The organism is Prolixibacter denitrificans (assembly GCF_003014495.1).
Lineage (GTDB): Bacteria > Bacteroidota > Bacteroidia > Bacteroidales > Prolixibacteraceae > Prolixibacter > Prolixibacter denitrificans.
This window is the reverse complement of sequence record NZ_PYGC01000006.1, coordinates 99,474-120,273: the sequence shown is the minus strand read 5'-3', so window position 1 is coordinate 120,273 and position 20,800 is coordinate 99,474. Positions and strand designations below refer to the sequence as shown.

Here is a 20,800-nt window from a genome sequence, read left to right as displayed (position 1 = left end):
TTAAATCTAAAACAATGCAGAACGGTGGGTGAACTGCATCTCACCAGCTTAAAATCTAGGTAAATTCACTTAAGAAGATCTTCAATAAAAAATGCTATTGTCTTTAGGTCCCTTTGTTCTTTCACAACAGCATAAAAATATAAAAGTTTAAAACGTTCAAACTCTAATTAATGTTAAAAAGGGCTGACCTCATAAAGGTCAGCCCGAATTGGATTTGAGCGTATTTCAGGGATTTAAATCTATGAATGTTAGTTATTCCCCGTTGTCGTTTGCTGTATCGTCGTCTTCTTTGTTTCCCAGATGACCGTCATGATCTTCATCTTTTCCGTACCGTGTCGACATTTCCAGATTGTGTTCAATCACTTCCTGAACTGCCGCATTGACGTCACTCTGCTGCTCAGTCTTCTCAATCAAAATGTACGGATTTCCGTTTGCGTCTGTCTGTACGGTTAAATCACTGAAATCAACATGATCCGGATTGGTTTCCCGATTAGCGAAGTTAAACCAATCATCCAGATTAAAGGCCACAATAATGTTATTCACCGAATCTAAAGCCACTTTGAAACCTTTGGTTCCGTTGGTATTAAAGTTGATCTCCTTATCCATATCATACTTTACAGTGAAAGGAATATTGTCGTATTTCTGTTGTTGAATTACGCCTGTATATGTTCCCTCCAGGTAAATGGAATGCTGATAAATGGAATCTGTTTCGGTCGCCAAAGCCGAACCATCATCTTCATTGGTCTCATCACCTTCAATCTTGTCAAGCTTTAACTTGATACCGGTGTAAGTTCCCGGAAGAAGAGCAACCGGCTTTAGTTCCGGAGTAATAGAATCGGTGATTAAATCGACAATGTATGGTCCGTTAAATTCAACTTCTTTCTCCTGCTCAATCTCTGCTTCGTTGTCAATCTCGCTGTCAGGCATGTTAAACTGAATTTCCTTAACGGCTATTTTCGCCTGGGTCAACGTAGCCGTACCAATCAAACTGCTGTCTTTTCCTGTAATTGAGATCGAAATCGTTGGTGTGCTGGCTATCGAAGCACTTTTTACCTGTGTTGTAGAGGTTACTCCCTGAATGGAAAGAACCGTGTTTTCCCCTTGTGGAAGTGTGTCGGTCGCGCTACTGTTTGTTTTATTACAACTGGCTACTCCCAGCAGGAACGTAGCACCCAACAATAAATTAAGCAATTTTTTCATGATGTAGTTTTTTAAGTTTCCCTCCGGGTCAATATTGGCCCGGCATTAATTAACCCTTGAAATACCCCACTTCAACAAACAATTCAATTCAATTCCATGCTATTATGCTTATTCAACCATCAAAACAACGGGGTTAGTCTGAGTGGTTGAATTTCTTTTCTACTGTGAATGGTTATTTACGAGGTCATCGAAACGAAAAAAACGCTTAATTCACTTTTCAATCACCTTCGTCTGTATTTGGGTCCTTGATCTATAAACGTGCATATTCTTATATTATTTTATGTATTCCTAAAATTTTTGTTTTTCCTCAGATTTATGATAAAAACAATCTGATATCAAACCACTTAAACACAAAGAAAATTTTTCACAGGCCGAAAGATCAAACAGACTGTTTATTTCGTAACATTGCAATCGCCTGGAGCCATCCGGCTCACCCGGGAAAGTCAAAAATAAACATCGTTGTTTTTATAAGGTAGCAATGGTTGCCTGATGAAACTTAAAGAAAAAATTGAAGCTGTAGAGATGGTCTTCAAAAGACTTGATGAACATCTCGCCAAAATATCGGACCAAACGGGTCTGAAGTGTGTGGAGCATTGTAGCCTCTGCTGCCGCAACAGAAGCATCGAGGCTACTCCGCTCGAATTCTATCCATTAGCAGCTTATCTTCACCGCACCGGCCAGATGGATGCATTCCTGGAAAAGCTGAACAGTTTGAAAGGTGATGAACTCTGTGTCTTACTGGATACGGAAGCACAGCAAAACGGAACCTGGGGATGCTCAGCTTATCCCTACAGAGGTCTGATCTGCCGGATGTTTGGATTTGGATTCCGGTTAAACCGGATCGGAATTCCCGAATTGGTTACTTGCAAAACCATGAAAAGCAATTTCCCGGATAGTGTACAGCATGCAGTTCAACTATCACCCAATGAGACGGATAACCTCCCAATCTTCCGTAATTACAGCATGCAACTCTGGGCGATCGACCCGGAATTGGCAGGAAAACCCATGCCCATCAATCAGGCCATTCGAATAGCTGTGGAGAAACTAAACTCTTATTTTGCTTACCAGGACGAGGAAAATGTTGCGAAAGTGATTCAGCTCACGCCACCGGAAGACCATGAGCCTCCGGTGCTAAGCCCCGACGGGTTCCGGCCGGCAGTCTGACTAAAGTTGCTTCGCAGCACATTTTCTGCTATTTGCGGAATTGACATAATCTGCTATTTTTGCTTTCGCGATGAAAGTTTCATTACATAGCAGATTATGGCTCGTCATTTTAGCCGCCGTCTTTATTTACCACGACGGTATCTGGCACGCTGAACCTGTTGGCTCCGGCGAACCGGAACAGATCTGCTATATGGAGCACGAGGATACACCTCAGATTTTCCGGATTCCCGCTCCTCATCATCACCAAGCCAGCAACGAGCACGGTGAATGTACGCAACACAATCACCACAACTGGCTTTTACCTCAGTTTTACTGCATTTCAATCCACAATTCATTACGCTCTTTCCAGAATATAAAATCATCTCTGACGAACCGAAAGAAACGGACTATCCAATTGCGATTCTTCCGGTTTACCACGATCCCCCGGTTAAAGTCTCAACCGTCAGGGGACCTCCCGAATATCGCGCTTAAATACACATTCCCCGACCGAACCTGAGTTTTCCGGTTAACGGTATAGCTACGCCTTTTTCTGCGAGCTCTCCGGGGAATATTCATTAATGCGATATTCATTTCACTTACATTTTTATCATGAAGAAATTCAGATTGCTCCTTCTGGCTCTATCGATTGCCGGGGGAATGACAACGGCTTGTCATAGCACTCATAATCATGGAGCTCAAGAAGAACACGAAGAGCACGCAGCCGTTGAAAAACAGACGTACACGATTTACGACCGTAACAACCGTTACGAACTCTTCTTCGAATCGACTCCTTTTATAGAAAACGAGAAAGCCGAGTTGCTGGTGCATGTTACCCGTTTACCGGAATACAAACCGCTGCAACAGGGAAGCCTGAAGCTTCTGTACAATAATCAATTGGTTGCCTCAGCGAATCAGCCGGAAGTTCCGGGCATTTTCCATTTGGCCTTTTCACCGAAAAAGATCGGTTCAATCGATCTCAAAATGGAACTGACCGACAAAGGAGTTCCTGTTTTATTCCCGCTGAATAACATCAACGTCTACGAGAACCATGATGCTTTTCACGAAAGTCAGCAGGAACACCACGAGAATGCCAAAGCCATTGCATTCCTGAAGGAGGAAGCCTGGAAAATTGATTTTGCCGTTGCACCGGTGAAAGAAGAACCGTTCTTCGAAATCATCAAAACATCCGGTGAAATCATGCCGGCGCAGGGCGACGAAATTGTGGTAACCGCCAAACACCGTGGAACCGTTCTTTTAGGCGGTACACAGCTTCTTTCCGGAGAACCGGTAAAAAAGAACGAGGAGTTGATGACCTTGTCAGCATCACTGCTGGACGGTAACCTGAATCAGGATTACCTGAAGGCTAAAGCTGCTTACGACAAGGCCAAAGAAAATTACGAACGCTCCAAACAGTTGATTGAAGATCGGTTGATTACCCAAACTGAGTTTCGCTCAGCGGAAGCAGAATTCAGAAGTGCTAAAGCTGTTTTCGAAAATATCAGCCGCTTTCATACAACCCAGGGCGAGCGAATTGTTGCGCCTCAGAATGGTTACATTAAAGAGTGTTTGGTGTCAGAAGGCCAGTTTGTCGAAGCCGGACAGGCATTGATGGTTATCACGCAAAACCGGAAATTAACACTTCGGGCCGATGTCCCCCAGAAAGATTATGCACGCTTGCCCAGCGTCTTTTCTGCCAACTTTATCACGCCTTACGACCAGCAGGTGCACTCCATCGACAATTTGGGTGGGAAAAAGATCACTTTCGGAAAATCGACTCTCGACAAAACCTTCTTCACGCCAGTGTATTTCGAAGTCATCAACACCGAAAACCTGATTCCTGGATCGTATGTGGAAGTTTACCTGAAAGCGGGTTCCTTCCAAGATGCGCTGACGATTCCTCTCTCTTCGTTGATGGAAGAACAAGGGAACTTCTATGTTTTTGTCCAGAAAGATGGCGAGGAGTACCTGAAACGGTATATCACTCCCGGACGAAACGACGGGAAGCGCCTCGAAGTTCTATCCGGTCTGGAAGCCGGTGAACGAGTTGTAGCAAAAGGTGCTTACCGTGTTAAACTGGCTTCCATGAGTGGAACTGCGCCGGCACATAATCACAATCACTAACCTCCTGAATTCATTTACATGCTAAATAAAATCATACAATTCTCATTACACAACCGGCTGCTTATCATCGTGGGGGCGCTGCTTCTAATGCTCGTCGGATATTATTCGGTCCGGCAGATGGAGGTAGATGTGTTCCCAGACCTAAATGCGCCAACTGTTGTTGTAATGACTGAAACACACGGGATGGCACCCGAAGAAGTGGAGCAGCTGGTCTCCTTTCCCATCGAAACAGCCATTAACGGAGCCACCGGATTGCGACGGGTACGTTCGTCATCGGCCATGGGCTTTTCCATTGTTTGGGCCGAATTCGACTGGGGCATGGACGTTTACAACGCCCGGCAGGTAGTTGCCGAAAAGCTGATGACCATTAGCGACCGACTCCCGAAAGGCGTTGGAAGCCCTACTCTCGCACCACAGTCTTCGTTGATGGGCGAAATCATGGTTTTTACTATGACTGCCGATTCAACATCGCCCATGGAGCTGCGCACACTTGCTGACTGGCAGGTACGACCCCGAATTCTCTCCGTTGGTGGAGTCGCCCAGGTAACCACGATTGGCGGTGAATACAAAGAATACCAAATTCTGGTTAACCCGGAAAAGCTACGCTATTATGGCATCCGTTTCAATGAGCTGATCGAACTGCTGAACGGTTACAACGATAATGTGCCCGGCGGCTTCATCGAGGAATACGGAAACAACTACATTGTACGAGGAATTGGCCGTTCCAACGAAGTGAATGAGTTGGGTAACACGGTTATTCGGGTAGCGAATGGGTTCCCTGTTAAGCTTTCAGATGTAGCAGAATTACGCATCGGTGCGGCACCAAAAATCGGAGATGGTTCTTACAAGGGGAGAAAAGCAGTTGTGTTAACGGTTTCAAAACAGCCCAATGTTAACACCCGCGAGTTGAGTGACAACATCGATGCTGAACTGGCGGCTATCGCAAAAACATTGCCGCCGGATGTCAAAATTCACACCGACGTCTTCTCGCAACGAACCTTTATCGACACATCGGTCAGCAACGTGGAGCGCGCGTTAATGGAAGGTGCCATTTTCGTAGCCATCATTCTGGCGCTCTTCCTGATGAACTACCGAACGACGCTTATTTCGTTGGCAGCCATTCCACTTTCACTTTTAATGTCCGTTATCGTGATGAAACTGATGGGCTACACCATCAACACCATGGTACTTGGTGGGATGACTATCGCTATCGGATCGCTGGTAGACGATGCCATCATCGATGTGGAAAACGTGTATAAGCGTTTGCGGGAAAATACCCGGTTACCAAAGAAAAAACGGCGCAAATCGCTCAAGGTAATCTATGAAGCTTCGGTCGAAATCCGGGCTTCTATCATGAATGCCACTCTCATCATTATGGTCGCGTTTATTCCGCTCTTCTTCCTTAGCGGGATGGAAGGTCGCATGCTGCGGCCGTTGGGTGTTGCTTATATTATATCCCTGTTTTCATCGCTGGTTGTGGCCATTACGGTTACGCCTGTTCTTTCCAGCTTGTTGCTCGTAAACCGCAAACGTCTCAAAAAACACAGCAAAGGAAGCTGGCTCGAAACCAAAACCGTTGAATGGTATAGGAAAGCTCTGGTCCAGGTGATGCGGGCCAAAAATCTCACCATCGGTCTTTCGGTCGCTCTTTTCATTGTCGCGTTGATTTTCCTTTCGCAGTTTGGCGGAAGTTTCCTCCCTCCTTTTAACGAAGGGACACTGACCATCAACGTAGCTTCGATGCCGGGAATATCGTTGGCCGAGTCAGATAAAATTGGAAGAGAAGCAGAAGAGTTGCTGCTTTCCGTTCCCGAGATTCAGGTGACGGAACGACGCACCGGACGGGCTGAATTAGCTGAGCATGCTTTTGGTGCTAACGTTTCAGAAATCGATGCACCTTTTCACCTGGGAAAACGCTCACGAAATGCTTTTCTGGCGGAAGTCCGGCAAAAACTGAATACACTTCCCGGCGTCTCCATCGAAGTCGGGCAGCCCATTAGTCACCGCATCAATCATATGCTTTCCGGTTCCCGGGCCGATATCGCCATCAGCATCTACGGCACCAGTCTTCCGGAAATGCACGATTTGGGCGAACGCATCAAGTCGCTGATGACAGGAATTGACGGTGTAGCTGATCCATTTGTGGAGCAGCAAATTGAAATTCCGCAAATCCGGATTCGCCCGAAAAGGGAAATGCTGGCCCGTTACGGCATCCCGATGAAACAGTTCAACCAGTTTGTCGATGTGGCTTTCGCCGGAGAAAAGATGGGCGATGTGTTTGAAAAAGAACGTTCATTTGATTTGGTCATCCGTTTCGACGATGAACACCGGGGAAACATCGAAGCCATTAAGAATGCACTTATCGATACCGGCGATGGACGCAAAGTTCCGTTGTATTACGTGGCCGATGTCCGTTCCGAGTCAGGCCCGAATACCATTAACCGGATGAATGTACAGCGCAAGCTGGTCGTTTCATGCAATGTAGCCGGGCGCGACCTGAACTCGGTGGTAAAGGACATTCGCGATAAAGTGGAACAGGACGTTGTTCTTCCGGAAGGCTACCGCGTAGAATATGGCGGTCAGTTTGAAAGTGCAGCCGACGCGCAACGTAAGCTGCTGCTAGCGTCGCTGTTTGCGCTGCTGGTTATCTACCTGCTGCTTTACCAGGAATTCAAAGATATGAAGGTGACCAGCGTTATTCTGCTCAATCTGCCGCTGGCGCTCATCGGCGGCGTCATGGCTGTTGCGTTCACGTCAGGCGTAATGAGCATTCCGGCTATCATCGGATTCATTACGTTGTTTGGTATCGCTACCCGAAACGGTATTCTGCTGGTTTCCCGTTACCAGGCACTAAAGAAAGAAGGCGTCGGGCTTTATCGACGTATCATTCGCGGATCGGCTGACCGTTTGAATCCGATTCTGATGACAGCTCTGACAGCCGCTTTGGCACTAATTCCTTTAGCAGTGAACGGCGATCTTCCCGGTAACGAAATCCAAAGCCCAATGGCCATTGTCATTCTGGGCGGTCTGCTCACGTCTACCTTGTTGAACGTATTTGTGATACCGGTGGTCTATTTCCGGTTAAACCGGAAAGAAATAAAAGAGGAGGAAAAACGATGAGAATAGAAAGAACGAACAAGATAAGTGCTATGAAAATCCTGCTCCTTTTTACGATGATTTTGGTTTCATGTCCGGCAATGGCTCAAAACGAGCTCCAACAACTTCTCCAGGCGGCCGAAAAGGCGAATCCAGGTATGAAGGCTGGCCGGAAGCTGAAAGAGGCAAAACAATGGGAGTACCGCACGGGACTGACTCCTTCCGATCCGGAAGTGGAATTTGGCTTTATGCCTGGAAATACCGATGCGCTGGGCAATAAGAAAGTTTTCTCCGCAACCCAGAGCCTCGATTTCCCTTCGGTGTACCATTACCGAAATAAGCTGGCAGATAATCAATCGGAAAAGGCGGAGTTGGATTACCGCGACTTCCGGCAACAACTATTGCTCGAAACCCAGCTCACGTACTACGAACTGGTGTATCAACGAAAGCGCGACCGTTATTTAACCGACCGGGTGCAAAACACGGTGAAGCTCCACGAATCGCTCAACCGAAAAATGGAACGAGGCGAAGCAACGATTCTGGAAGTGAACAAAGCCCGAATCCAGCGAATTGAGTTGGAAAATCAACTAACGCTCATTAAGGCAAACGAGCGACAATTGGTGGCGAAACTCACTTGGTTATGTGGCGATTCGTTACCGGCGTTAAATCAATTCTCCTACCGGGAAGAAATCCTGCCGGGAAAAGACTCATTATTCTGTGACATTATCCGTCTGCGACCCGATCTTCTTTCGGCGAAAGCCGGTAAAAGTATTGCTGAGGAAGCCCGCAAACTAGCCGGAGCAAAGGGCTTACCCAAACTCATGGTAGGTTATGAATCAGAAACGGTTCCGGGGGAAAAATATGGTGGTCCGAAAGTGGGGATTTCCATTCCTTTATGGTCGAACAGGAACAATGTGAAGCGAGCCAAAGCTCAACAGGAATGGGCTGCAGCACAATACACCGGCCAGTTGAAACAGGCCTGGTTCGAACTGGAACGGGCATACAGTCAGGTAAAATCTTTACGGAAATCGGTAGAAAACTATCGGACGGGGCTCGAAGAAATGTCGAGCGTACAATTGCTAAACAAATCGCTTCAGTTGGGGCAAATCTCAATCATCAATTACGTCACCGAGATGAACTATTATATCGGTGCTTACGAGAATTTTCTGAGCGCCGAGCATGATTATTATCGTGCGCTGGCGGTTTTAATGCGGTACCAGCTATGACCGAAAAAGAATTGCGTGGAGAGAAATAGAGAATCGATGCGATATCAATGATAAATAGTTGAATTCCCCCAGGTCATCATGCCTGCGGGGAATTTTCTATTTTAAAGTAGTTACGATCTTCGTGACCAGTTCGCTGAATTTCTTCATATCGGTGTCCGGCATAATTTCCATCAACTGCGCTTCGCACTCCTGCCGTCCCGTATCAATCTGTTCCTTCACGCTCTTTCCTTTTTCGGTCAGGTTTAACGTGATGGCTCTTCGATCATTCGGGTCGATTTCCCGGATCAGAAAACCATTGTTCACCAGTTTGTCCACCACCCGGCTGACGCGCGATGGAGAAAGATCCATGTTCTTCGCCAACTCCGGACTACTGATTTTCTCGCAGTTATCCAGTGCCGAAAAGAATAATAATTCCGATTGCGAAAGTCCCAAATCGTCCATTAAACGCTGATCGACCGAAGCACATTTGCGCCTCAGTTCATAGATCATAAACATGATTCCGTTCCCGTTCTCCATTGTATATCAATTTTTCCGATTCTTTTCCGGATACAAAAATACAAATAAAGCAAATATTTACAAGCACATTTTTTGCTATTAGCAACTTTTTTCCCGGAAAAGTTTGTTTTTTCAAAATCACTAATTATTTTTGCACCGAAACTTTTGCTATTGGCAATATTTAATAAACGATATTTAAGAACCACAAAAAAAGAAACAACATGGCATTAGAATTTTTGACAAAAGACACTTTTAAATCAAAAGTATTCGATTTCGAAAATAACAAGGATTGGAAATTTGAAGGCAACGTGCCTGCAATTATCGACTTCTACGCTGACTGGTGTAATCCTTGTAAAATGGTAGCTCCAATTCTGGAAGAACTCCAGGAAGAGTACGGCGAAGAAAAACTGAAAATTTATAAAATAGACACGGAAGACCAGCGCGAACTGGCTGCGATGTTCGGTATTCAGAGCATTCCGTCATTGCTGTTCATCCCGGTTGAAGGTCAACCTCAGATGGCTATGGGTGCACTTCCTAAAGACACCTTCGTTCAGGCTATCAGCGATGTACTTAAAGTTCAGGCAAACTAAAAAAGCAGCACTATTTTATGAAGCATGAAGTAGGAATTTCCTGGAAAGAAGACATGGCTTTCGAAGCCGAAGTCAACGGGCACAAAATCATGCTGGACGCGGACGAAAAAGTGGGCGGCAAAGACCGTGGCCCTCGTCCGAAACCGTTCATGCTGACTGCCCTGGCTGGCTGTACCGCCATGGATGTTATTTCCATTTTGAAGAAAATGCGGGTTACCCCCGATAATTTTGATGTAAAAGTATCAGGCGAACTGGGTGAAGAGCATCCGAAGGTTTATACCAGTATGCACATCACTTATCAGTTCTGGGGCGAGGATTTACCCATGGAAAAGCTTGAAAAAGCGGTAAATCTTTCGCAGGATCGGTATTGCGGTGTTTCCGCTATTTACCGGAAAGCGCTTCCTATTACATCATCTATCGAGGTGAATCCGGAAAGTAAATAACTGTTGCAGAAAAATCACGCCCCGGTCCGTATGGTTCGGGGTTTTTTTATTTAAACCCTTACCATGACAACTAACTTCGACCAAATTGTAGATCGCTCCGGAACAGGCGCCATCAAGTACATCCGGCGCAAAGCGCTTTTCGGACGCGAAGATGTCATCCCTCTTTGGGTGGCCGATATGGAATTTCGCAGTCCGGAACCGGTTATTGAAGCACTGCACCAACGTTCCAATCACGGTGTTTTCGGCTATACCCTACCGGGAGATGATTATTTTGAAACCATCCGGGAATGGCAGGCCTCGCATCACAACTGGGAAGTCGACCGTGAGTGGATGAGCTTTGTTCCCGGCGTTGTCCCAACAATTGGACTCGCGCTCGAGATTTTCTCCGAGCCGGGCAAAGATATTCTGGTTCACGCTCCGGTTTATACGCCTTTTTTCGATGTTCCTCAGAAACTCGATCGACAAGTCGTTTTCAGTAACCTGAAACTGGAGAAAGGAAAGTACCACATGGATTTGGATGACCTGAGGACAAAGTTGAAAGAGAACATCGATGTTTTCATTCTATCAAATCCCCATAATCCGGGTGGTCGTGTATGGTCGAAAGACGAATTGAAGGAGCTGGCTTCCATCGCTGCAGAAAACAATGTGTTAGTCATTTCAGACGAAATTCACGCCGACCTAGTGCTGAATGATTATCGACATATACCATTTGCCACGGTTTCAGAAGAAGCAGCAATGAATAGCATCACACTTATCTCGCCTACCAAAACCTTCAACATTGCCGGATTATCCGCTGCTACCGCTATCGTTCCCAATTCCGAAATCCGCGAAAAGCTGAACCACCGGATGCATGCGTTGCATCTCTTCCGGGGAAATATTATGGCTTACGAAGCGGCACGGGCTGCTTACCAACACGGTGAAGCATGGCGAAAAGAGCTAATTTCCTACCTCGAAGAAAACCATCGCATCGTTCATGCTTTCTTTAAAGAAAACCTTCCTGAAATTATTCCCATGGAGGCAGAAGCTTCATTCCTGGTCTGGATCGAATTTTCACAAACGGGGCTTCCGCCGGAAGATGTTCGCGAGCGCCTCATCTGTGAAGCCGGGCTGGGACTTTCTCCCGGCAAGGCTTTCGGACCGGGTGGAGAATATTATCAGCGAATGAATATTGGAATTCCACGACAGTTGCTTCTCCACGCGTTGGAAAAAATAAAACATGCATTCAATTCCCTCGAAGTAAAATAAAATCAGGTCGCATCACAGTTCATCGTTGATGCGACTTTCTTTTTACCGGCCTCCTACCCCGATCAGGAATTTTTGCAGCATAGCTCTTCTCCTCTCATTCCCTGATTTTTACTTTTCACAATTTTTCTTACTTTTGAACAAATACATTTTCGACATATTACAAATGTTTTATGATGCGAAAATTCTTACCGAGTTGTATCTTTAAAATTGTTGATGAAAAGTCCTCTTGCTTCTCTCAACGCAATTACCTCTAAACCATTTATTATGCTGCAAAAAAAAATCTTTCTCGATGAATCGGAAATGCCACGACAATGGTATAACCTGGCCGCGGATCTGAAGATGCGTCCTCCCCTTGGTCCTGATGGGAAACCGGTCTCTCCCGAAATGTTGGCGCCTGTATTCCCGATGAACATTATTGAGCAGGAGGTGAGCACCCAGCGCTGGATTGATATTCCTGAAAAGGTGCTTGAATTACTTTCCATCTGGCGTCCCAGCCCGTTGGTGAGAGCTTACGCTTTGGAAAAAGCACTCGGCACTCCGGCCAAAATCTATTACAAAAACGAGAGTGTGTCTCCTGCCGGAAGTCATAAACCCAACACAGCCATTGCCCAAGCATATTACAATAAAGAATTTGGCATCAAACGCATTACCACGGAAACTGGTGCCGGCCAATGGGGAAGCGCCTTATCGTTTGCCTGTGCACAACTCGGACTCGAATGCAAAGTGTTTATGGTCCGGGTGAGCTTCGAGCAAAAACCTTTCCGGCAGATGATGATGAATACCTGGGGCGGCAAATGTATTCCCAGTCCGAGTATGGAAACAGCGGCCGGTCGAGCTGTCCTCGAGTCCGATCCGGATACGCCCGGAAGTCTGGGAATTGCTATTTCGGAAGCCATCGAAGCGGCAGTGACCGATCCAACCGGTGAAACCCGCTATTCGCTGGGCTCAGTGCTGAACCACGTGATGCTTCACCAGACAATCATCGGTTTGGAAACCAAAAAGCAATTGGCCAAAGTCGGCATCAAAAAGCCGGATGTGGTAATTGGTTGCTGTGGCGGTGGAAGTAACTTTGCCGGCCTTTCTTTTCCGTTTGTGAATGACAAGATTAATGGTGCTGATATCGAAATTATTGGAGCTGAACCCGCTTCGTGCCCGACTCTGACGAAAGCTCCATTCCTCTATGATCACGGCGATATTGCCAAGATGACTCCGCTCCTTCCGATGCACAGTCTCGGACATACTTTCATTCCCGCTCCTATTCATGCTGGTGGACTCCGTTATCACGGGATGGCACCGCTGGTTAGCGCAGCAGTAGAGGCTGGTTTAGTGAAACCCGTTTCGCTCCACCAAAACGAGTGTTACAACGCCGGCGTTCTGTTCGCAAAAACGGAAGGAATCATTCCCGCCCCGGAAACAAACCACGCCATAGCAGCAACCATTCGTGAAGCGTTGAAAGCAAAAGAAGAAGGTAAAGAGAAAACCATCGTATTCAACTTCTCCGGACACGGTTTGATGGATTTGATTGGTTACGATAAATACCTACATGGGCAGTTGACCGATTATGAATTGCCTGATGAAGAAATTGCCAAGACGGTCAATCTCTTGAAAGACTATCCCAAACCATAAATATGAAAAAAGAGAGGTAAATAACTACCTCTCTTTTTTTGCTCTCTATCCTATTTTAGATTCCCTCCGACTTCTCTTCACAGGAAAATTGCTGACAGATGACATTGTCTCCGTCTGTTTCTTTCGCTAAGTTCGTACTATGCCTAAATCTTACCATAACCAATGAAGTAAACTTGAAGAACCGGCGTATCCGGAAAAACCATAAACGAACGAAATTCAGATGAAGACCGACATTGAAATTGCACATTCCGTGAACATGAAGCCCATCACAACAATTGCTGAAAAGCTGGGCATCGGATTTGACGACCTGGAATTGTACGGGAAGTACAAGGCAAAAATTCCACTTCGGTTTATTGACAAAGAAAAGGTAAAGCAGCACAAGCTGATTTTGGTTTCAGCTATCTCTCCAACGCCCGCCGGAGAAGGAAAGACCACTGTTTCCATCGGGCTTTCACAAGCCATGAATCGCCGCAATTACCAAACGACGGTGGTTTTGCGTGAACCATCTCTTGGACCGGTTTTCGGTATCAAAGGTGGAGCCACGGGAGGAGGCTGGTCGCAGGTATTGCCTATGGAAGACATTAACCTGCACTTCACCGGTGATTTTTCGGCGATTGAAAAAGCACACAATCTGCTGGCTGCGTTAATCGATAACAATCTGCAAAACAAGCAATATTCGTTGGGCATCGATCCACGTACTGTCGAATGGAAGCGTGTGATGGACATGAACGATCGGGCATTGCGACAATTGGTTCTGGGTTTGGGTGGCACCACTTCCGGAGTTCCCAGGGAAACCGGCTTCGATATCACAGCGGCCTCCGAGATCATGGCCATTTTGTGTCTGGCTGACAATTTTGAAGATTTGAAAAGGCGCCTTGGCAATATCTTCATTGGATTCACCTACAGCGGCGAGCCCATTTATGCCCGCGATCTGAAAGCGCAAGGTGCTATGGCTGCATTACTGAAAGACGCGATCAAGCCCAATCTGGTACAAACCATCGAAGGCACACCGGCCATTATTCACGGCGGACCATTTGCCAACATTGCGCAGGGAACCAACTCCATCATTGCCACTCGTATGGGACTTTCCCTTTCGGATTATGTGGTAACGGAAGCAGGTTTCGGATTCGATTTAGGTGCCGAAAAATTCATCGATATCAAATGTCGTTATGGTGACTTGCAACCTTCGGCAGTTGTTTTGGTTGCTACCGTACGTGCATTGAAATATCACGGCGGCGCTCCTTTAGATTCGCTGAAAGAGGAAAACCTGGAAGCATTGCAAAAAGGCTTTGCCAACCTCGAAAAGCACATCGAAAATATGCTGCAATTCAAAGCTTGTCCGGTGGTAGCGATTAACCGTTTTACTTCCGATACAGATGCCGAAATCAATTTGATTGTGGAGAAATGCAAGTCAATGGGCGTAGAAGTATCACCCATCGATGTATGGGCCAAAGGCGGAGAAGGTGCACTGGAACTGGCTGATATTGTCGCAGGAACATGCGAACGATGTGCCAATCAAATAACACCGCTGTACGATTGGAAATGGGACGTTCCGAAAAAGATAGAAACCGTTGCCAAGCGCATTTACGGAGCCGAAGCCATCGATTTTTCCAGCCAGGCCAAAAAAGATTTGAAGAAGATTGAAAAGCTCGGACTGGATAAATTGCCGGTTTGCATCGCCAAAACACAAAAATCGCTCTCTGATAACCCGGCATTGCTGGGCCGCCCAAAGGATTTCGTGGTAACCGTACGCAATATTGAAATTGCCTCGGGCGCCGGTTTTATTATTCCGATTACGGGTAACATTATGCGGATGCCCGGTTTACCGGCAAAACCTGCCGCTGAAAATATCGATATCGACAACGAAGGAAATATTACCGGCTTATTCTAAATAGCCGAAATCGAATCAAGTTCCCCTGTAACAGACAGTTACGGGGGAATTTTGTTTTATTAATGCCGAATAATGATTTAAGTCGATGTTTTTCAATAATTTAAATTATAAATTTTTAAACCGAACCAACAAACCTTTGCTTTCCTGTTCAGTTATTAGATAATGAAGGACAAATTGAATTAGTTAAACTCAAAAATATTCTGTTATGAAAATCGCATTTATCGGATTGGGAATCATGGGAAGCCGGATGGCAAAAAATCTGGTAAAAGAGAATTTGAACGTAACCGTATACAACCGGACGCGCTCTGCTGCGGAAGAACTGGGTAAATTAGGTGCCACGGTAGCACAATCGTCAGCTGACGCTGTGAAAGATGCCGATGTAGTTATTTCGATGCTCTCAACGCCCGGCGTGGTTAACGATGCTGCCTTCGGTGATTCAGGCTTCGTAAAACAGATGAAGAAAAATGCACTGTGGGTAGACTGTACAACGGTCGACCCGGGTTTCTCGCGCAATGCAGCGGCGAAAGCCAGGAGTCACAATGTGCGTTTTATGGATGCACCCGTAGCCGGAAGCAAAATACCAGCGGAAAAAGGTGAGCTCCTATTCCTGGTTGGTGGAGCTGCCCGTGACATGCAGGAGGTTCAGTCGTTGTTCGATATTATGGGCAAAAAGACAATTCACGCTGGAGACACAGGCATGGGAACGTCACTGAAAATGCTCGTTAATTCACAGTTAGCACAGGCCATGGCTGTTTTTGCTGAGTCGGTGGTTTTGGGCGAGAAGATGGGATTTTCCCGCGACTTTTTGCTCGAATTCTTACCAGGACTTCCAGTGACGGCACCTTTTATTAAAGCGAAAGCGGACAAGATTAAATCGAACGACTATTCGGTCGAATTCCCGTTGGAGTGGATGCAAAAAGACCTGCACTTGCTGGGATTAACCGCTTATGACAACGGCGTACCGCAGTTTATGGCATCGGTTGCCGCCGAAATTTATGCGTTGGCGAAAGCCGAAGGACTGGCACGGGATGACTTTTCAGCGCTGATAAAATCACTTGAAAAACGGGCAAAATAGGTGAATTTACCATAAATTAGATCGAAGAGACAAGACAAACACGAGGAGCCGGTAAATTGTATTGTACTACTTAATACAACTTATATGAATGCCGGGATTGTCATATCGATCGTATTTGGTGTAGTCTACATTATTCTCACCCATTTTATTGCAGAATACATCGGAAAAAACCGGACCATTGGTTATGGGCGTTCGGTTTTCTGGTGTATTTTGCTTACACCTGTTATTGGTATTTTTATCGTTCTATTAAGTCCAAAAACAAAAGAATAAATACGAGGTAATCCTCACCCACCTCCACTAATGTTAACATATTGATTTTCTGCATAAAAAACTTTCATTTTTTTTACCCTCTCACATACCAATTTCACAACATCGTCGTTTTTTATAAAACAAACCTTAAAACGCGCAACTAATAGATTATCTGCCATTTATCAATAAAAATATTGACCTTTCAGAACAGTCAGGTTTAGAATGATAGATTTAGTTAGTTGAGCAAGGCTTGGTTGACTTTTCAAAACCATTTTTTTTTCGACCCAACCAATCCCTTCCTCCCCGAGGAACCCGAGAGCGAAAAAGGGGCGATGTTTACAGCATCCGTCCCTTTTTTTTGTTGGCTGGAAATAAATATTTCTTCATCCAAAAGGCCTGATATTTGTTGTAGCGTTACGGGCTATTTAGTTAACAGGCATGAAAATCATTCCACTCACTGTGCTACTCTTTATTTCGCTCACTCTTTTTCAAAAGAAAGCGCTATCGCAAAATGTGACCAGCCGCCAAACCGGCATCGACCAGAAATTGGCAACATATCACATTTCCCGCGAGGAATTTGCCTACTACCAAATCCTGAATAATAAAGAGCACCGTTTAAGCGCCTACCGGGATGATGATTTGATGCTTTTATCCAAAATCATCCTGTTACACCGCATCAACGATAGCCGGGAGAAATACCATGTTCCGCCGGTGAAGCTCGATATCCTGGCCAGCCGGGTTGCCAATCAGATGAGCCGTGAATCATGCGACAAAGGCTTTTTCGGGCACTGGAACCTTGAAGGCGAAAAACCCTTCCACCGATACGCTTTTGCTGGCGGAACCGACCATGTATCAGAGAATGCATCCGCCCTTATTACGACTGGGAGGATTTCACCCGAATTTGATGACATCGTCGGATTGATGGAAAACGCTCATTCCGGTTTTATGAAAGAAGAAGCACCCAACGATGGCCACAAACAAACCGTCATCGGGCCATTTCATAACTTTGTTGGTATAGGGACAGCCTGGTGCGAGCATGGCTTCCGTTACTACGAAGAATTTATCGACCGCTATTTGCAGTTTCGTCCTTTCCAGCAAACCATTAAAAAAGGAGAAACAGCTACGATACAATTCCGCCCACTGGATAAAAAGCTCTACCCGTATGTCATCATCGGTTACTACGAGCCACCACTGAAACCGATGACACGCGACGAAATCAACCGTCTGAATAGCTACAATGATTTCTCCGAGGATATTGCCTTTCAGCTGTGGCCCTGGCAGATTCCATCCGCCAACCGCGACGGCTATATCACTTTGCGGAAACGCTTCAACAAAAAAGGGCTGTACTACATTCAAATTTACCTGAGCAAGGAGCCTTACGAAAATGGAAGAAGAGCCAGTAACCGTGGTAAGATTCAAGCCTCGGGAATTGTCATCAAAGTTCAATAAAAAAAGACCTTCCTTACCAGGAAAGCCTTTCTCTCAATTAATCAACCTATTGTTTCAGTAACACTGGTTAAAAAAGGTCTTTCTATATTTAGAGTTTCAGCGTAACAAAACGTTCGTTTGGTGTCATACAAATACCGCAACGAGCCGGGCCTTCACCGGCATAAGTATTGCCGCACACCAGACAAACCTGGTACAACGACGGCATATCTTTCACCTGGTTGTTATCCAATGAGGCAAGCGCATTTTCGTACATCTCTTTGTGCTTCTTTTCTGTCTGGAAAGCGTAATTGAAAGACATCAGCGCAATGTTTACCTTTTCGTTCGAAGCATCTTTCAAGAAGTTGGGATACATCGTCGCCACTTCGTACGATTCTCCTTCGATGGCATTCTTCAGATTTTCACGCGTACCTTTCACATCAAACTCAGGATTTACATTCGGAACTTCGGCACCCAACTGCTTTAGTGCTGCCTGATGATTTCCGGCATGAACTTTTTCTGCTCTCGAAGCAGCTTCGAATAACAAAGCAATTTTAGGATAGCCTTCTTCTTTTGCTTTTTTTGCGAAAGCAGCATATTTGGCATGTGCCGTGCTCTCTCCTGTAAAAGCGTCTTGTAAGTCTTTGACGGTTTGTGTACTTCCTGCAGCAAAAACAGGTGAAATTCCCAGCATTAAAACAAATGCCAGTAACAAGGAAGAAAATTCTTTTTTCATCATGGTTAATGTTTGTTTTTGTTCTTTATTCATTATGAGAACAAATCTAATACACCAACCTTAAGAGACGTCTAAAGAGAAACTTAAGAACAACTTAAATCAGACTCAAATATCCGTTTCTATCATATTTTCTTCCGGAAAAAACAAAATAAACTCGGTCCCTTTTCCAGGTTCACTTTTTACTTCAGGCTTAATACGTAACAACCCACAAAAACGTCTTACCAGTGCCAGGCCCAAGCCATTGCCTTCGATAAAGGAATTCCGGGATTCATCGACGCGATAAAAGCGGTCGAAAATCCCATCCAATGCGTGTTTCGGAATACCTGGCCCCTCATCGGCTAACGCCAGAATAGCAGCGTTTCCCTGTTTCTTCAGGGAGATGGATATTTTAGAATTGGCCGGGCTATATTTAATTGCGTTTGTAATCAGATTCTCCACAACCTGCTCGAGCATAAACCGATCGGTTCGTAAAACAATTTCCGGGGTAAAATCCAGTGCCAGCTTTAAGTTCTTTTCAGCAAACCGGGTTTCGAACCGGGCCAGAACGCCTTCCAGTAAGTCCTGAACATCGACACTCGACAGATGAACCGGTGCTTCGTCGCCTTCGTAGCGAGCAAGCATCAGGAGTTTATCAACCAAATCCGACATGCGGTTCACTTCGGATAAACTGCTGCTGATTTTTTCGATATAATATTCAGGTTCACGGCTTTTCCGCAACATTACCTCCAGGGTTCCCTTGAGAATGGAAAGTGGAGTTCGCAATTCATGGGAAGCATCTGATGTAAACTGTTTTTCACGAATCACGGCATCTTCCAGGCGCTCCAGCAACTGATTGATGGTCTGCGTAAGTGTATACAGTTCGTCTTCGTGCAAAGGCAATGGAATTCGTTCGCCCAGATTTTCCCTGCTGATTTTTTCGGCCGTCTCGGTTAGCCGGAATACCGGATGAATACTCCGACGGGCAATCAAACTGGTAATGAAAAACAGCAAAATAAGGACGATCGGAAAAGCCAGCATCAATACGCTGCGTAGATTCCGTAAAACAACTATCGTACTTTCCAGCGGAACGGCCATGTCCATATACCCCTTTAATTCATGCAATGAATTGAAAATCGGTGTCTGTAACTGCCTGACAGGCTGTTTGGAAAGGGTAGTATTGATGAAAAAGCTCGCGGTACGATTCAGGTAAACATTCAGTGAATCACCGTATAAATTAGGAGTACGTTTGATAATCTGACCGTGAACGTCACTTATTTGCATGAAGATCGGATTCACCTCAACCTGCTCATGCTCATTTTCATTCCATTCATAAGGATTTGTCATGACAATCTCACCATCCAGAATAACAAAACCTTCGTTTAACTGCTCCGATTCTGCCGACAACTCGCTATCCAAATGCCGGTAAACACTCTGATGCACCACCATGTAAATGAAAAAAAACACCACCAGCGTCAAAATTGCAGTGGTGCCCATGTAATACAGAGCAATTCGGTTGCTGAAGCTAAGTCTCATTCGCAGGTTTTGTGTTTGTCGTTTTTAATCCTCTTGTATGATGTACCCCACACCGCGAATGGTGCGGATAAATCCCGGTTCATCCTTCTTATCGATTTTCTTTCGGAGGGAATTAATGTACACGTCAATAACCGATGTGTCATAATCGAAATGAATATCCCATACATGCTCGATTATCCGGGTACGGGAACAGGCTTTTCCTTTATTCCGAAGCAAAAATTCCAACAGCGCAAACTCTTTTTGCGTTAACTGAATCTCTTCTTCTCCCCGAAAAACCTGATGAGTGTTCAAATCCATCTGCAGTTTTCCCACGCCAAGGTGAGATGTTTCGCCGGAAGGCTCACGTAGCTGAACCCGAATCCGGGCCAACAATTCCTCAAACGAAAATGGCTTTCGAATGTAATCGTTGGCTCCCATCTCCAAAGCAAATACAGCATCCTGTACTGTATCGCGCGCTGTTAGAAAAATGACCGGCATCTCCAGTCCTTCTTCACGAATCTGCCGGACAATCTCTACACCGCTCATCCCTGGCAACATCCAGTCGACCAGCAACAAATCATACTCTTCACCATTGTCCATAGCCATCTCCTGCCCCTTGATTCCATCCTCTGCTACATCAACGGCGAAAGATTCCTCTTCGAGACCCTCTTTCAAAAACCTGGCAATCCCTGGTTCATCTTCAATGACTAAAATACGCATAGTGAATCGAACTAGTAGTTAGATAAGT

Annotated in this window: 17 protein-coding genes; 12 read left to right on the top strand and 5 right to left on the bottom strand. The window is 45.6% G+C overall.

Annotated features, from left to right (window positions below):
• Positions 1–252: 252 nt before the first annotated feature.
• Positions 253–1,200, bottom strand: coding sequence for a hypothetical protein (locus CLV93_RS12685; protein WP_106542577.1), 948 nt, complete (start codon positions 1,198–1,200; stop codon positions 253–255).
• Positions 1,201–1,689: 489 nt separating this feature from the next.
• On the opposite strand from CLV93_RS12685, the gene CLV93_RS12680 reads away from it, so the two are divergent.
• From CLV93_RS12680 to CLV93_RS12665, 5 genes are all read left to right on the top strand, one after another.
• On the top strand, positions 1,690–2,364 hold the full coding sequence (locus tag CLV93_RS12680) for a YkgJ family cysteine cluster protein (RefSeq protein WP_106542576.1): 675 nt from the start codon (positions 1,690–1,692) through the stop codon (positions 2,362–2,364).
• 267 nt (positions 2,365–2,631) lie between these two features.
• On the top strand, positions 2,632–2,835 hold the full coding sequence (locus tag CLV93_RS20125) for a hypothetical protein (RefSeq protein WP_146142018.1): 204 nt from the start codon (positions 2,632–2,634) through the stop codon (positions 2,833–2,835).
• Between the two features lie 117 nt (positions 2,836–2,952).
• Positions 2,953–4,464: an efflux RND transporter periplasmic adaptor subunit gene (locus tag CLV93_RS12675; protein ID WP_106542575.1), complete on the top strand. Its 1,512-nt coding sequence runs from the start codon at positions 2,953–2,955 to the stop codon at positions 4,462–4,464.
• An 18-nt stretch (positions 4,465–4,482) separates the two neighbouring features.
• The gene (locus CLV93_RS12670) at positions 4,483–7,584 is read left to right on the top strand and encodes an efflux RND transporter permease subunit (RefSeq protein WP_106542574.1); all 3,102 of its coding nucleotides are present in this window, start codon (positions 4,483–4,485) and stop codon (positions 7,582–7,584) included.
• The gene (locus CLV93_RS12665; protein ID WP_106542573.1) at positions 7,581–8,786 is read left to right on the top strand and encodes a TolC family protein; all 1,206 of its coding nucleotides are present in this window, start codon (positions 7,581–7,583) and stop codon (positions 8,784–8,786) included. Before CLV93_RS12670 ends, CLV93_RS12665 begins: the two co-directional genes overlap by 4 nt.
• A 96-nt stretch (positions 8,787–8,882) precedes the next feature.
• Here CLV93_RS12665 and CLV93_RS12660 read toward each other — a convergent pair whose 3' ends face one another.
• Positions 8,883–9,302 (bottom strand): MarR family winged helix-turn-helix transcriptional regulator, encoded by a 420-nt coding sequence (locus CLV93_RS12660; protein WP_106542572.1) that lies wholly within the window; start codon positions 9,300–9,302, stop codon positions 8,883–8,885.
• A 200-nt stretch (positions 9,303–9,502) separates the two neighbouring features.
• On the opposite strand from CLV93_RS12660, the gene trxA reads away from it, so the two are divergent.
• From trxA to CLV93_RS12620, 7 genes are all read left to right on the top strand, one after another.
• A complete protein-coding gene (gene trxA, locus CLV93_RS12655; protein ID WP_106542571.1) occupies positions 9,503–9,871 on the top strand; it encodes a thioredoxin in 369 nt (122 codons plus the stop codon).
• A 17-nt stretch (positions 9,872–9,888) separates the two neighbouring features.
• Positions 9,889–10,314: an OsmC family protein gene (locus tag CLV93_RS12650; protein WP_106542570.1), complete on the top strand. Its 426-nt coding sequence runs from the start codon at positions 9,889–9,891 to the stop codon at positions 10,312–10,314.
• Positions 10,315–10,377: 63 nt separating this feature from the next.
• Positions 10,378–11,559 (top strand): MalY/PatB family protein, encoded by a 1,182-nt coding sequence (locus tag CLV93_RS12645; RefSeq protein WP_106542569.1) that lies wholly within the window; start codon positions 10,378–10,380, stop codon positions 11,557–11,559.
• Between the two features lie 264 nt (positions 11,560–11,823).
• On the top strand, positions 11,824–13,185 hold the full coding sequence (locus CLV93_RS12640) for a TrpB-like pyridoxal phosphate-dependent enzyme (protein WP_106542568.1): 1,362 nt from the start codon (positions 11,824–11,826) through the stop codon (positions 13,183–13,185).
• Between the two features lie 220 nt (positions 13,186–13,405).
• Positions 13,406–15,076 carry a formate--tetrahydrofolate ligase gene (locus CLV93_RS12635; protein ID WP_106542567.1) on the top strand — a complete coding sequence of 557 codons (1,671 nt, stop codon included), beginning with the start codon at positions 13,406–13,408 and terminating at the stop codon, positions 15,074–15,076.
• Positions 15,077–15,281: 205 nt separating this feature from the next.
• Positions 15,282–16,151 carry an NAD(P)-dependent oxidoreductase gene (locus tag CLV93_RS12630; RefSeq protein ID WP_106542566.1) on the top strand — a complete coding sequence of 290 codons (870 nt, stop codon included), beginning with the start codon at positions 15,282–15,284 and terminating at the stop codon, positions 16,149–16,151.
• A gap of 687 nt (positions 16,152–16,838) precedes the next feature.
• Entirely contained in the window at positions 16,839–17,849 is a 1,011-nt protein-coding gene (locus tag CLV93_RS12620) for a CAP domain-containing protein (protein ID WP_106542564.1), read from the top strand.
• Positions 17,850–17,937: 88 nt separating this feature from the next.
• Here CLV93_RS12620 and CLV93_RS12615 read toward each other — a convergent pair whose 3' ends face one another.
• The 3 genes from CLV93_RS12615 to CLV93_RS12605 all read right to left on the bottom strand — a co-directional run bounded on the left by CLV93_RS12615 (position 17,938) and on the right by CLV93_RS12605 (position 20,772).
• Positions 17,938–18,564: a rubrerythrin family protein gene (locus CLV93_RS12615; protein ID WP_211297832.1), complete on the bottom strand. Its 627-nt coding sequence runs from the start codon at positions 18,562–18,564 to the stop codon at positions 17,938–17,940.
• Between the two features lie 102 nt (positions 18,565–18,666).
• Positions 18,667–20,073, bottom strand: coding sequence for a sensor histidine kinase (locus CLV93_RS12610; protein ID WP_106542563.1), 1,407 nt, complete (start codon positions 20,071–20,073; stop codon positions 18,667–18,669).
• A gap of 24 nt (positions 20,074–20,097) precedes the next feature.
• Positions 20,098–20,772, bottom strand: a complete 675-nt coding sequence (locus CLV93_RS12605) for a response regulator transcription factor (protein ID WP_106542562.1) — start codon at positions 20,770–20,772, stop codon at positions 20,098–20,100.
• Positions 20,773–20,800 lie beyond the last annotated feature (28 nt).

Bases quoted from the DNA above. Each gene is read 5' to 3' on its own strand.
- CLV93_RS12685 (WP_106542577.1), bottom strand. From the start codon at position 1,200: ATGAAAAAATTGCTTAATTTATTGTTGGGTGCTACGTTCCTGCTGGGA.
- CLV93_RS12665 (WP_106542573.1), top strand. From the start codon at position 7,581: ATGAGAATAGAAAGAACGAACAAGATAAGTGCTATGAAAATCCTGCTC.
- trxA (WP_106542571.1), top strand. From the start codon at position 9,503: ATGGCATTAGAATTTTTGACAAAAGACACTTTTAAATCAAAAGTATTC.
- CLV93_RS12660 (WP_106542572.1), bottom strand. From the start codon at position 9,302: ATGGAGAACGGGAACGGAATCATGTTTATGATCTATGAACTGAGGCGC.
- CLV93_RS20125 (WP_146142018.1), top strand. From the start codon at position 2,632: ATGTACGCAACACAATCACCACAACTGGCTTTTACCTCAGTTTTACTG.
- CLV93_RS12635 (WP_106542567.1), top strand. From the start codon at position 13,406: ATGAAGACCGACATTGAAATTGCACATTCCGTGAACATGAAGCCCATC.
- CLV93_RS12605 (WP_106542562.1), bottom strand. From the start codon at position 20,772: ATGCGTATTTTAGTCATTGAAGATGAACCAGGGATTGCCAGGTTTTTG.
- CLV93_RS12680 (WP_106542576.1), top strand. From the start codon at position 1,690: ATGAAACTTAAAGAAAAAATTGAAGCTGTAGAGATGGTCTTCAAAAGA.
- CLV93_RS12630 (WP_106542566.1), top strand. From the start codon at position 15,282: ATGAAAATCGCATTTATCGGATTGGGAATCATGGGAAGCCGGATGGCA.
- CLV93_RS12620 (WP_106542564.1), top strand. From the start codon at position 16,839: ATGAAAATCATTCCACTCACTGTGCTACTCTTTATTTCGCTCACTCTT.
- CLV93_RS12640 (WP_106542568.1), top strand. From the start codon at position 11,824: ATGCTGCAAAAAAAAATCTTTCTCGATGAATCGGAAATGCCACGACAA.
- CLV93_RS12650 (WP_106542570.1), top strand. From the start codon at position 9,889: ATGAAGCATGAAGTAGGAATTTCCTGGAAAGAAGACATGGCTTTCGAA.
- CLV93_RS12670 (WP_106542574.1), top strand. From the start codon at position 4,483: ATGCTAAATAAAATCATACAATTCTCATTACACAACCGGCTGCTTATC.
- CLV93_RS12615 (WP_211297832.1), bottom strand. From the start codon at position 18,564: ATGATGAAAAAAGAATTTTCTTCCTTGTTACTGGCATTTGTTTTAATG.
- CLV93_RS12645 (WP_106542569.1), top strand. From the start codon at position 10,378: ATGACAACTAACTTCGACCAAATTGTAGATCGCTCCGGAACAGGCGCC.
- CLV93_RS12675 (WP_106542575.1), top strand. From the start codon at position 2,953: ATGAAGAAATTCAGATTGCTCCTTCTGGCTCTATCGATTGCCGGGGGA.
- CLV93_RS12610 (WP_106542563.1), bottom strand. From the start codon at position 20,073: ATGAGACTTAGCTTCAGCAACCGAATTGCTCTGTATTACATGGGCACC.